The sequence below is a fragment of the Huijunlia imazamoxiresistens genome, assembly GCF_037132455.1.
GTDB classification, from domain to species: domain Bacteria; phylum Bacteroidota; class Bacteroidia; order Chitinophagales; family Chitinophagaceae; genus Flavisolibacter; species Flavisolibacter imazamoxiresistens.
This window is the reverse complement of record NZ_JBBBEI010000014.1, coordinates 107740-121215: the sequence shown is the minus strand read 5'-3', so window position 1 is coordinate 121215 and position 13476 is coordinate 107740. Positions and strand designations below refer to the sequence as shown.

Annotated in this window: 6 protein-coding genes; all 6 read left to right on the top strand. The window is 60.3% G+C overall.

What is annotated here, in order from left to right; all coding sequences use genetic code 11:
• The first annotated feature begins 16 nt into the window (after positions 1 to 16).
• The 6 genes from V9K67_RS17265 to V9K67_RS17240 all read left to right on the top strand — a co-directional run bounded on the left by V9K67_RS17265 (position 17) and on the right by V9K67_RS17240 (position 13447).
• The gene (locus tag V9K67_RS17265; protein WP_336724517.1) at positions 17 to 4429 is read left to right on the top strand and encodes a T9SS type A sorting domain-containing protein; all 4413 of its coding nucleotides are present in this window, start codon (positions 17 to 19) and stop codon (positions 4427 to 4429) included.
• Between the two features lie 179 nt (positions 4430 to 4608).
• Positions 4609 to 5421: an SDR family oxidoreductase gene (locus tag V9K67_RS17260; RefSeq protein ID WP_336724515.1), complete on the top strand. Its 813-nt coding sequence runs from the start codon at positions 4609 to 4611 to the stop codon at positions 5419 to 5421.
• A gap of 238 nt (positions 5422 to 5659) precedes the next feature.
• Positions 5660 to 6865: a glycoside hydrolase family 88 protein gene (locus V9K67_RS17255; RefSeq protein ID WP_336724514.1), complete on the top strand. Its 1206-nt coding sequence runs from the start codon at positions 5660 to 5662 to the stop codon at positions 6863 to 6865.
• 246 nt (positions 6866 to 7111) lie between these two features.
• Positions 7112 to 11431: a two-component regulator propeller domain-containing protein gene (locus V9K67_RS17250; protein ID WP_336724513.1), complete on the top strand. Its 4320-nt coding sequence runs from the start codon at positions 7112 to 7114 to the stop codon at positions 11429 to 11431.
• A 179-nt stretch (positions 11432 to 11610) separates the two neighbouring features.
• On the top strand, positions 11611 to 12636 hold the full coding sequence (locus tag V9K67_RS17245; RefSeq protein WP_336724511.1) for a glycoside hydrolase family 43 protein: 1026 nt from the start codon (positions 11611 to 11613) through the stop codon (positions 12634 to 12636).
• A 73-nt stretch (positions 12637 to 12709) separates the two neighbouring features.
• On the top strand, positions 12710 to 13447 hold the full coding sequence (locus V9K67_RS17240) for a hypothetical protein (protein WP_336724508.1): 738 nt from the start codon (positions 12710 to 12712) through the stop codon (positions 13445 to 13447).
• The last annotated feature ends 29 nt before the right edge of the window (positions 13448 to 13476 follow it).

Below are 13476 nucleotides of genomic sequence, written 5' to 3'. Positions count from 1 at the left end.
TAAAAACCATCAGAGTATGAAAAGATCCCTGTTCTTTTTTCTCTGCTCCTTGTTGCTGTCCTCCATGCTCTCCGCCCAGGTAACCCTTGTTCCTTACAAGGATTTCTGGAAGTACCTGGACAACGGTTCGGACCAGGGTACCGGCTGGCGCCAGCCGGCTTACAGCGAGGACGGCTGGAAAACCGGCCCCGGGAAATTCGGCTACGGCATGGACGGCCTGGCCACCACCCTGGGATATGGCTCCAATAAAGACCGCCGCTACACCACCTATTACTTCCGCAAAACCATCACGATCGCCAATCCCGAACTGTACAGCAGTTTTACCGCGGCCCTCAGCTTCGACGACGGCATCGTGTTGTACGTGAACGGCAACGAAGTTTTTCGCAACAACATGCCGGCGGGCACCGTCGCCTACACCACTTTCGCATCCTCCTCCGCCAGCCTCTCCAAAACGGCGGTTCTCCCTGTCGGCGCCTTTATCGCCGGCACCAATGTGCTGGCCGTGGAAGTGCACCAGAATTCCCTGACTTCCTCGGATGTGGGTTTCGACCTGCGGCTGCAGGCGACCCCCGACGCCACGGCGCCCAAGGTGCTCAGTTCCAACCGCCTACTGCCCGCCGCCACCAGGACCAATGGAACGGCGGTGACCTTTCGCGTCACTTATGCCGAAAAGGTGAAGGGCGTGGATGCGGCCGACTTTACCGTTACCGCTACCAGCGGTACGCCGGGCGGGGCGGTAACGGCCGTAACGCCTGCCGGCACCGACGGCGCCACCTATGACGTCACCGTCAGCAACGTCACCGGTACAGGTACGTTCCGCCTCGACCACAAAGCCTCGGGAACCGGCATCACCGATATGGTGGGCAATGTCCTCAGCACGGGTTTCACGGCGGGGCAAACCTATACCATCGACCGTGCGGCCCCTTCAGTGGTCAGCATCAACCGGCTAACGCCTTCCTCCGCCACCACCAATGCGGGCCAGCTGGTGTACCGGGCCACTTTTTCCGAAGCGGTCACCAATGTTACCGCCGGCGCTTTCACCGTCCTGACGGGGAACGGTACCCTGACCGGTAACCTGGCGGGTGTGGCCGCTTCCGGCACGGCGGGCACCGCTTTCGACCTTTATATTACCCCCGTTGTGGGCAACGGGCAATTGCGGCTGGACCTGATCACCGGCAGCGGCATTACCGATATCGCCGGCAATGCCCTGGCAGCGGGCTATACAGCCGGCCAGGTTTATACCGTCGACCAGCAGGTGCCTTACGTTTCGGGCATCAGCCGCCTGTCACCCCTGGCCGAAGTGACCAATGGTTCCAGCGTCACCTACCGGGTGGTCTTTTCCGAAAAAGTGTCGTCGGTGGGCGTATCCGACTTCAGCGTGGTGGCTGTTTCCGGGAATGTGAAGGGTACCATCGCCTCCGGCGATGTGGATGCCGTGGGCACAGGGGGCACCGAGTACGATGTGAAAGTGTCTTCCATCACGGGCAGCGGCCAGCTGCGCATCGACCTGAAAGCTACCGGCACGGGAATAACCGATGCGGCCAAAAACGCCTGCGGCGGCTATACCGCCGGGCCGGCCTTTACCATCGACAAAACCCCGCCCCAAATGCTCTCCATTGTGCGCCTGGACCCTGCCTCTTCCCTCACGAATGCCGCCTCCGTCCTATACCGGGCCACCTTCAGCGAGCCGGTCAGCGGCGTGGATGCCGCCGACTTCCTCCTGACCACCGTCAGCGGCACCGCCAAAGGCGTGCTGGCCCCGGATGCCGTTACGGCTGCCGGCGGGGCCGTCTATGAGCTGCGGGTCAGCAGCCTCAGCGGCAACGGCGACCTGCGCCTTGATTTAAAAAGCAGCGGCACCGGCATCACGGACGTGGTGGCCTACCCCCTGGCGGCGGGCTTTACCGGCGGCCAGACCTACCGGCTCGACCGGGTGGCGCCGGTGATCCAAAGCATTCTCCGGCAGGCGCCGCTCCAGGAAACCACGCCGGCCGCTACGGTCACCTGGCGGGTGGTCTTTTCCGAGGGCGTCACCGGCCTGGACCTTTCCGATTTCCAACTGGCGGTGCTGAGCGGCACCCCCAGCGGTGAACTGGCCACCCTTGCCGGCACCGACAGCGCCGGCACTACCTGGGAGGTCGCCGCTACCGGCCTTACCACCCATGCCACCCTGCGGCTCGAACCCGCTCCGGGGGCCCTGTTCACCGACGGGGCCGGCAATCCTTACAGCGGGGGCTTTACCGGCGGGGAAACCTACCGGGTGGACCCGCCGCCCATGATCCTGTCCATCAACCGCCAACTGCCCCTGGAAGAAGCCACCACCGGCTATGCCGTTACCTGGCGCCTGACCTTTTCGGAGCCGGTGACCGGCCTGGATACGGCCGACCTGCAGCTGGTGCTGCTGGGCGGCCAGCCGGGAGGGGTGCTGTTGCCCGGCGGTATCGTGCCTGTGAACGGGGGCGCCGCTTATGACGTCACCGTCAGCGGCATCAGCCGGGCCGCCCAGCTGCGGCTGGATCTGAAAAGCAGCGGCACCGGCATCGCCGATGCCGGCGGTTATCCCCTGGCCGGCGGGTTCAGTGCCGGGCAAAGCTTTTCGGTGGCCCCGCTGCTGAAAGCGCTGCGGATTAGCCGGCTATCGCCCCTGTCGGGCCCAACCGGCGCCGAGGAAGCCACCTTCCGCGTCCTTTTCCCGGAAAAGGTCCGGGGCGTAGACGCGACCGACTTTTATACCACCACCCTCAGCGGTGATGTCCGGGGCACCCTGTCCGTGCTGGGCAACGACCCCCTGGCCTCCCGGCCCCTGCCGGTGGTAACGGCCGCCGGCACCGACAGCACCACCTTCGACGTGACCGTGCGGGCCATTGCCGGCAACGGCCTGTTGCGCCTCGACCTGAAAGATACCGGCACGGGCATCCGCGACGTGGACGGCCAGGAGCTGTCGGGCGGCTTTACCGCCGGCGATACCCTCGCCTTCCAGCAAAACAGCGTGCAGCGCTTTGCTTCCGTGACCGACCTGGCGCCCATACCCGTGACCGCCAATACCGGCGACAAGCCCCAGTCCAAAGCCTGGTTTTACGAGGGCAAATGGTGGTGCGTGCTGGCCACTTCCGGCGGCACGAAAATCTTCCGCCTCGACGGCACCGCCTGGACCGAGGTACTGATGCTGTCCACCGCCCAGGACACCCATGCCGATTGCCGGGTGGCGGGCAACCTGACCCATATCCTCCTGTTCCGGCGCAACTCCGCCTTTTCCTACCTGTATTCGGTGGAATACGATGCCGTGCTTGGCCGCTACAAGCTCTGGACCCAGCGGACCACCCGGGTGAACCTGCCCTTTGACCTGGGCGCCGAATCGGCGACCCTGGCCCTCGACGGTACGGGCCGCATGTGGGTCGCTTCGGCTTCCTACACCGACGTGAACGTACGCTGGAGCGACGCCCCTTACACCACATGGAGCGATACGATCCGCATCGCCGAAGGCATTACCGACGACGACATCTGCGCCCTCACGCCGATGCCGGGCCGGGTAGGGGTGCTCTGGTCCAACCAGCTCAGCCAGCGCTTCGGCTTTAAAACCCATGCCGACGGGGCCGATCCCCGCCTTTGGTCGGAGGACGAAGCCCCCGGCTCGGCGGCGGCCCAAAGCCGGGGTAACGGCTATTCCGACGACCACCTCAACATTGTGCTGGCGAGCGACGGCGCCCTTTACTGTGCCGTAAAAACTTCCTACGACTCCCCCGGCTACCCGAAACTATCCCTGCTGGTGCGCGCTCCCGGCGGCGGCTGGGGCTTTTACCCGGTTTCCTCCATCGAGGGCACCCGGGGCATCGCCGTGCTGAACGAAAGCGCCGGCCGGCTAAAAATTGTTTACGGTTCCAAAGAGGAGGGAGGCGACATTATTTACCGGGAGACCGCCCTGCCCAACATCGCCTTTGGCCCGCCCCGCACCCTCATCAGCGGCCGGTTCCTCTTCAACGAGGCATCCAGCACCCACCAGCCCACCCGCGGCGAAGTGGTGATCCTGGCCACCAACCAGAGCACCAGCCCGCGGCTGGCCGTCAGCGTGCTGGCGATCGACAGCGCGGGCCTGGCACCGCTACCGGCAGCCCCGCCTGTCGTTTCCGGCCTGGTGTACCGGCCGGAGGCGGAAGGGGCGAAAACCCTGGAGGCTGCGCTGTCGGTTTTTCCAAACCCGGCTTCCGGCCCTTCCGCCCTGCGCTTTCAGCTGGACCGGCCGGCCGATTACCGCCTGTTGCTGTTCAACAGCCAGGGGACGCTGGTGGCGGAGCTGAAAAAGGGCCATGCCCCGGCCGGCGGGCTGCAGACGGTTCCTTTTGATGCCGGCATCCTGCCCGGCGGGCTGTACCTGCTGCGGTTGCAGACGGCCATAGGCAGCAAAACCCTGCCCTTCATCGTAGAAAAATAGGTTGGCAAATTCAGAGAAAACAAGGCGCCGGTTCCCCGGTGCCTTCTTCTTTTTCCGGGCTGTGGGCAATGCCTTTTGGCAAAGGATTCAGCTCTTTTGGCCTTTATATAAAAAAAAGAGACATTTCAGTCTCGAAAACAAAAAAAAGAACCAATTTTCCGCCCGTAATCAACAAGCATATGAATAATTTTTCTTTACAAGGCAAGGTGATCGTAGTGACCGGCGGCACCGGTATCCTGGGCGAAGCGTTCGTGAATGGCATCGTGGAAGCCGGCGGGGCCGTGGGCATTTTAGGACGGAAGCGGGACGTGGCCGAACAGCGGGCGGCAGCCGTGCGGCAGAAAGGCGGCAGGGCCGTGGCGCTGGTGGCCGATGTGATGGATGAAGAGCAGTTGAAGGCGGCCCGCGAAGCGGTGCTGGCCGAATTCGGACGGATCGATGGCCTGGTCAATGGTGCCGGCGGCAACATGCCCGAAGGCATCCTCAACCCGGATGCGGATGTATTTAACCTGAACCTGGCCGGTATGAAGCGGGTGATGGACCTGAACCTCTGGGGCACCATCGTTCCAACCCAGGTGTTTGGTGAAGCTATGGCAAAGGGCGGCGGCGGCAGCATCGTCAATATTTCGTCCATGAGCTCGCAGCTCGTGGTCACCAAGGTGCTGGGCTACAGCATGGGCAAGGCGGCCGTGGATTGCTACAATAAATGGTTTGCCGTGGAAACGGCCCGCCGGCACGGCGACAAGATCCGGATGAATGCCATTGCTCCCGGCTTTTTCCTGACCGAGCAAAACCGCACCCTGCTCACCAACGAGGACGGCAGCTATACCGACCGGGGCAACAGCGTGATCCGGCAGACGCCCTTCAATCGCTTTGGCCAGCCCGATGAGCTGATCGGCGCCCTGGTGTGGCTGCTGAGCGATGCCTCCCGGTTTGTAACCGGCGCCAACATCAACGTAGACGGCGGCTTTTCGGTTTTCAGCGGCGTTTAGCGCGCTTCGCTTTGGGAAAATATTTTTTCGGACGGGTTGCTGGGAACGGCAACCCGTTTTTTATTTTGCACCGGCCTGGTGGCAGTAAATTTCAATCTTCTGGAAAATAACCGGAAATAAAAGTAACTTAGATACATCCCCGAATCCTGGATGACGCTCTTTCCTCCCCTAGCTAAGCTGCCCCACCCCTTAGAAACAGCCCGTTTCCATCATTTTCCAACACCTAAATGCCCCATCCATGCAACCCAAAACAATGCTCAGCATGCTGCTGCTGTCCGCCTCCTGTTGGCTGAACGCCCAAAATGTAGACATCCCTGCCGTATTTACCGCCGCAGAAAAGCAATCCAACCTGATGGCGAATGAAGTGGCCAAAAAACGAAGCAGCAAACCCGAGCTCGTTTCGCCGCGCACGCTGAAGGACGGCAGCCTCGTATGCGTGGCTTCGAAAGACTGGACCAGCGGCTTCTTCCCCGGCCAGCTCTGGTTCCTGTACGAGCACACCGGCAGCAGCTCCTGGAAAGACCTGGCGCGTACCTACACCGCCCGCATCGAAAAAGAAAAGCTCAACGGCACCACCCACGACATGGGCTTTAAGATCAACAACAGCTTCGGCAACGGCTACCGCCTCACGCAGGACCCCAGGTACCGCGACATCATCATCCAGGCCGCCAAAACCCTGTCCACCCGCTTTAACCCGGTGGTCGGCGCCATCAAATCCTGGGACGACAAGGAACGATGGGACTACCCCGTTATCATCGACAACATGATGAACCTCGAACTCCTCTTTCATGCCACGGAGCTGACGGGCGATTCCTCTTTTTACCGGATCGCCGTCACCCACGCCAACACCACGCTGAAGCACCATTTCCGGGCCGACAACAGCTCCTTCCATGTAGTGGACTTTGATGTGTCTACCGGCCAGGTAACCCAAAAGACCACCCACCAGGGCGCCTTCGACGGGTCGGCCTGGTCGCGCGGGCAGGCCTGGGGCTTGTACGGCTTTACGATGTGCTACCGCTTTACCCGCAACAGCGTTTACCTGCGCCAGGCCGAAAAGATTGCCACCTTTATCCTGACCCATCCCAACCTGCCCGGCGACGGCATTCCTTACTGGGACTTCAACGCCCCCAAAATTCCCAATGAGCCCCGCGACGTTTCGGCCGCTGCCATTACCACTTCGGCCCTGTACGAGCTGAGCCTGTACAGCCAGGGCGTCTACGACTTCCGGTCGGCCGCCCACAGGCTCCTGGAAAACCTGACCAAGTCGTACCGCTCGGCGGCGGGCAAAAACAAGGGATTCCTGCTGCTGCACGGCACCGGCAACAAGCCCTCCGGCAGCGAAGTGGACGTGCCCCTGATCTATGCCGATTATTATTTTATCGAGTCCCTGATGCGGGCGAAAAAATTAAAGCAGAACCAACCCTTCTTCTACGTGCCGGTCTAGGCGATTTCGGATGTCGGATTTCGGATTTCGGATCCCCTTCATTGAAGAAAGACTCCTTCTGCTATCAAGGATTCCGAAATCCGAAATCCGACATCCGAAATACCAATGGGTGTAAAATCGCAAAAGAAGGGGGGAAATTCGTAGGCGGCAGATGGCCTGGGGGAATTCCTGTATCTTGATACAGGTTTTCTTATTAGGTTTGCAGGCTTGACCCATCGGGTATAAAACCTTGCTTGTAACTTCCATATGCGCATAATTTTCCCAATTCTTGGCTGCCTGCTGCTGTTGCTGCATTCCCCCATCCTGTACGCCTTTGACGGTCCCATTACCCGGCAACTGGGCATCGAACAGGGTTTGTCGAACAACTCCGTCCGGTGCATCTACCAGGACCATAACGGTTTTATGTGGTTCGGCACCTACGACGGCCTGAACCGCTACGACGGCTACCAGTTCCAGGTGTTTCGCAATAAACTGAACGACACCACTTCGCTGCCCCATAATTATATTTATTCCATCCACGAAGATGCCCGGCACAACCTATGGGTGGGCACCGGCCGCGGCCTGGGCATTTACAACAACCTTACGGCCCGCTTCCTGCCGGCCTGGTACCTGCGGGCGGATAACCACCAAAAGGCCAGGATCACCGTCAATGTCTCCAATATCGCTTCCGACGCGGCGGGCAATGTATATATCGGCACCAACGGCTACGGGCTGATGGTGCGCCCCAAAGGAAAGGAAGTGGCGGAGCAACTGCTCATCAACAAAGGCGGGACGATCACCTTCGACTACAACGTCCAGGCCATCCGGGTGGACCGACACCAGCGCATCTGGCTGTTTATCGCCCGGGTAGGGCTGTGCCGGTACGACCCCGCCCGCAAACAGATCCGGGTGGTCAATAACCGCCTGCAGGGCGCCCAATGCATGGCCGACGATGGCGAAAGCCTCTGGATCGGCACCAACAGCGGCCTGTTCCAATATTCTATCCCCGCCGACTCGCTGGTGCGTTCGTATAAGGAAGGGCCCGGCGAGCTGTCCTCGGCCAACGTGGCCAGTCTGTGCCCCGACCGCCAGGGCCAGTTATGGATCGGCACCGAAGCCGGCGGCATCAATGTCCTCGACCCCCGGACCGGCAGATTTTCCTACCTGCTGCCCGGCGAAACCAGCAACTCCCTTTCCAGCGAATCGGTTTTTTCGATCGTCGAAGACAAGGAAGGCCGGAAGTGGATGGGCACCCTGAAGGGCGGCATCAACATTATCGATGCCCAAAAGCCGCCCTTCCGCACCATCAGCCACGACCCCCTCAACACTAACAGCCTCATCAACAATTTCGTTTCTTCCTTTTACGAGGACGCCCAGGGCAACCTCTACATCGGTACCGACGGCGGCGGAATGAGCATCTGGAACCGAAAGGAAAACACGTTTTCCAACTTCCGCCACCAGGGGGGCAATCCCGCCTCCCTCAGCCACAACATGGTGGACTGCATCCGGCAGGACTACCTGGGCAACATCTGGATCGCTACCTATGGCGGCGGCATCAACCGGTTCCAACCGTCCTCCCGTTCTTTTCGTAACTACCGCTGCGTGGACGGGGCCACGGGCGAGGAGAACAAAAACGTTTGGCTGGTGTACGAAGACCGCGACAAAGTGCTGTGGGCCACTACCTTTATCCAGGGCCGGCTGTACCGCTTCAACCGCGAGGCGGACCGGTTTGAAACCTTCGACGCGGAGCTGAACGACCTCATTGCCCTGACCGAAGACCGCAGCGGCCAGCTCTGGGGCGGCAACTCCTATCAGCTGATTCTCATTGACAAACAAACCAAAAAGCACCGGTACTTTTCGACGGAAAAGCCCGTCCGGGCACTGCACGAGGACCGGAAGGGCAACTTCTGGGTAGGCACCGAAGGCGGGGGACTGCTCCTCTTCGACCGCCGCCAGGGAAAGATCGTGCGCCGGTTTTCCGCAGACGACGGTCTGTGCAACAACTCGGTGCTGAACATCCTCGAAGACGGGCGGGGCCACCTGTGGCTCAGCACCTTCAACGGCCTGTCCGAGTTCGACCCGGTGGCCAGGACGTTTAAAAATTATTACCAGTACGACGGCCTGCAGAGCAACCAGTTCCTCTACAACGCGGCCCTGCGCCTGCGTTCCGGTGAGCTGGCCTTTGGCGGCATCCGGGGCTTCAACCTGTTTTTTCCCGAACGGGTCCAGGCCCGCAGCAACCAGCCGCCGGTGCTGCTGACCGGCCTGCGCATCAACAACCAGCCGGTAACCACCGGTACCCCCTACATCACGGCTACCGAGGGCGACCGCATCGAGGCGGTCCGTATCCCGTTCAGCCAGGCCGTGCTGTCGTTTGATGTGGCCGCCCTGGAATATTCTGCCCCCGGCCGGATAAGGTATGCCTACTTCCTGGAAGGCTGGGACAAAGGCTGGAACTATTCGGGCAGCCTGCGCACCGCCAACTACACCCACCTGCGCGAAGGCGCTTACGTGCTGCACGTGAAGGCCACCACGGCCGCCGGCAGCTGGAACCCCCGCGAACTGCGCCTGAAAATTACCGTGTTGCCGCCCTGGTACCGCAGCTGGTGGGCTTATACGTTGTACCTGTTGCTGGTGGCGGGCGCCATCAGCCTGTACCAGCGCTACCGTATCCGGCAGGCCCGCCTGCGCTACGAAGTGCGCATTGCCCGCCTCAACGCCGAGAACGAGCGCACCGAGAAGGAAAAGAGCCTGGCCGAGCTGGAGCTGGAAAAAGCCGAACGGGAACGGGGCGCCGCGGAACTGGCCCGCGAAAAAGCCGAAAAGGAAAAGGAACGGGCCGAGCGCGAAAAGGCCCAGGCCGAATACGAAAAGACCCAGGCCCAGTACCAGGCGGAAAAAGCCGAACGCGAAACCGAAAAGGTGATCAACGAACGCGAAAAAGAGATCAACGAAAAGCGGCTGTCGTTCTTTACCCACATCTCCCACGAGTTCCGCACGCCATTGACCCTGATCATTAACCCGGTCAAGGACCTGCTGCAGAAAGGAGAGGGCAGGGCCCAGGGCGACCAGGCCGGTCTGAATACCGTTTACCGCAATGCCCGCCGCCTGATCAGCCTGGTGGACCAGTTGCTGCTGTTTCGCAAGGCGGAAGCCGGCGCCGACAAGCTGAAGATCACCCGCCTGAATTTTTCCGCCCTCTGCCGCGAGGTCTACCTGGCCTTTGCCCAGCAGGCAAGGGTGCTGGAGATCGACTACCGCTTTGACGGCCCCGAAGAGCCCCTGGAGCTGTACGGCGACCGCGAGAAACTGGAGATCGTCCTGTACAACCTGTTGTCCAACGCCCTGAAATACACCCCAAAGGGCGGCAGCGTTGCGCTGTCTGTTTTCCCGGCAGAAGAAACAGTGGAGGTGCGGGTGGCCGATACCGGCTACGGCATTCCCAAAGCAGTGGGCGACAAGCTGTTCGAGCGTTTTTACCAGGTCCGCGAACAGGGTATCCCCACGAAATCCGGTTTCGGCATCGGCCTGTACCTGGCCCGGCATTTCGTGGAAAGTCACAAGGGCAACCTTACCTACGACAGCGAGCCGGGCAGGGGCACGGCCTTTTCCATCCGCCTGCTGAAAGGCACGGACCATTTTGCCGGCGAACCCATTTTCGAAGAAGCCGCCGAGGAGCCCGCACTGGTGAAGGAGCTATTGGAAGACCGGTCATTGGTGAAAAAAGAAAAAGCGCCCCGCGAAGGCAAGACCGAACTGGAGTCGCTGGTGAACGAGAACCAGTCGCTGCTGGTAGTGGACGACGACGACCAGATCCGCCAGTACATCATCCAGATCTTCGGTCCGGCCTTTACTATCTATGAAGCCAGCAATGCCGAAGAGGGGCTGAAGCTGGCCGGCCAGTACGTACCCGACATCATCATCAGCGACGTGAACATGCAGGGCATGAGCGGCATTGACCTGTGCCGGTCCATCAAGGAAGACGCCTCCCTGAGCCATATCCCCGTGATCCTGCTCACCGGCAGCTCGTCGGCCGAAACACGGCTGGAGGGCGTGGAAGGCGGGGCCGACGACTACATCACCAAGCCATTTGAGCGCGAGCTGCTGGTAGCCCGGGTGGCCAACATCCTGAAAAGCCGCACCACCCTTCAAAAGTATTTCTTCAATGAAGTGACGCTGCAGAAGAACCCGCTGAAGATCTCCGCCGAATACAAGGAGTTCCTCGACGCCTGTATCGCCATCGTGGAAGAGCACCTCGACGACCCCAACTTCAGCATCAAGATGCTGGCTACCGAGATCGGGATGAGCCACTCCAACCTGTACAAGAAGGTCAAATCCATATCGGGCCAGTCAGTGAATGCGTTTATCCGCTTTATCCGCCTGCGCAAGGCGGCCGGACTGCTGATCAATACCAACAGCAACGTCAATGAAACGGCGGCCCAGGTAGGCTTCAACGATACGAAGTACTTCAGGGAACAGTTCTCTAAACTCTTCGGCATGAACCCTTCGGAATACATCAAAAAGTACCGGAAGCTCTTTGGTAAATCCTTCAACCTGAACGAGGAGGGCTACCGGGCAGACAGTTGATTTCGGATTTTGGATTTCGGATCCCCTTGATAGCAGAAGGAGTCTTTCAGTAATCAAGAGGATCCGAAATCCGACATCCGACATCCGAAATTCCTGATCTCTCCTTCTTTTTTACCATTCTTTCCCCGGTGGGAGGAAGGACAGACAAGTAATATTGTCGTTCCTAACACCCCTGGACCATGAAAAGAATTTTATCCCTGATAATGCTGCTGGCGCTGGTGCCCGCAGCCTGCCTGGCCAGTACGAACCGGGCTGCCCAAAAACCGTTGACCGACTCGCTTCGTTCCCGGAAGGCCTTTGTACCCGGCGCCCTCTGGTACGATACCCGCGGAGAGGTGATCAACGCCCATGGCGGCGGCCTGCTGTACGACGGCAAACGGTATTACTGGTACGGCGAAAAGCGGGGGCGCTCCGCCTCGGAAGGCGTGAACGTGTACTCCTCCAAAGACCTGTACAACTGGACCTTTGAGGGCCTGGCCCTGGCGCCGGCCACCGACACGGCCAGCGATATTGCCCGGGGCTGCCTGATGGAACGGCCCAAGGTGATCTACAACAAAAAGACCCGTAAATACGTGCTCTGGTTCCACCTGGAGCTGCGGGGCAAAGGTTACAGCGCCGCCCGGGCGGCCGTGGCGGTCAGTGACAGGCCCACGGGCCCGTTTACCTTTGTGCGCAGCTTCCGCCCCAACGGCAATATGTCGCGCGATATGACCCTGTTCGTGGACGATGACGGTTCGGCTTATCACCTCTATTCCTCCAACGAGAACTACGACCTGCGGATCTGTAAGCTCACGGACGACTACCAGGCGCCCACCAGCCAGGACGTTATGCTGTTCAGCAAACACCGCGAAGCTCCGGCCCTGATGAAGCACCGGGGCACCTACTACCTGGTCACCAGCGGCTGCACCGGCTGGGATCCCAACGCGGCCAGCCTGCATACCGCCACCTCGCCCTGGGGACCCTGGACCCTGAAGGGCGACCCCATGAAAGGCCCCGGCGCCGGGCTGACCTTCGGGGGACAGTCCACCCATATCCAGCCCGTCATGGGCAAAAAAGACGCCTTCCTGTTTATGGCCGACAAATGGAATCCCCGCGACCTGAGGGACAGCCGGTACCTCTGGCTGCCCGTACAGTTCCGCGACGGCCTCCCCCAAATCGAATGGCAGGACCAATGGGACCTGGGTTTCTTTGGCGGGAAAAAATAGGGGGCCGGCAACCGGCAGCGGGTGCGGATGTATGCAGTTTTCCTTGCATACTATTTGCGGCAGTTTCATTCTTATGAGTACACCATCCCTTAAGCCCTGCATCCTGTTGCTGCTCTTATGCTGCTTTGTGGGGACCATCAACGCCCAGCGGAATATTTTAAGCGGTTACCTCGTGGACAGTTTAACGCAGTTACCCATTACCGGGGGCACCCTACACAATGCGCAGACCGGTCAGAAGGTGCGTACCGGCCTGGACGGTTATTTCCGCCTGGGGGTAAAACCCGATGACCTGATCTATGCCCTGGCGCCGAACTATCATTTCGATACGCTGCACTATTCCGTCCTGTTCCAGGATACGGTAAAGATTCACCTGGCGCCATCCGAAAAAATGCTGGAAGGCGTCACCGTGTCGGCTTATCGGCAATACCAGATGGACAGCCTGCAGCGGCGCGCCGCCTTTGAAGAGGCCAGGGGCAGTTCGCCCAGCCTGGTGAAACACGACCCCTCCCTGGGTTTCGGCGTGGCGCTTAACCTGGACCGGGTTTTTAAAAAGAAGTCGAAGAATAAAGTACGTGCGGAAAAGAGCTTTAACCGCATGGAAGAGGAGGCCTATATCGATTTCCGCTGTCCGCCCCAGATGGTGACGCTGTATACCGGCCTGAAGGGTGAACCCCTGGCGGAGTTCATGAACCGCTACCGGCCCTCCTATGACTGGCTGCGGGAGCATACCACCCGCGAACAAATGATCGCTTATCTCAATGAAAGCATGAAAGCCTGGAAGGCATCGCCTTCGGCCGGAAGTACGAAATAGGAAAACTCCCGGCCCGCGCAAGCGGGGGC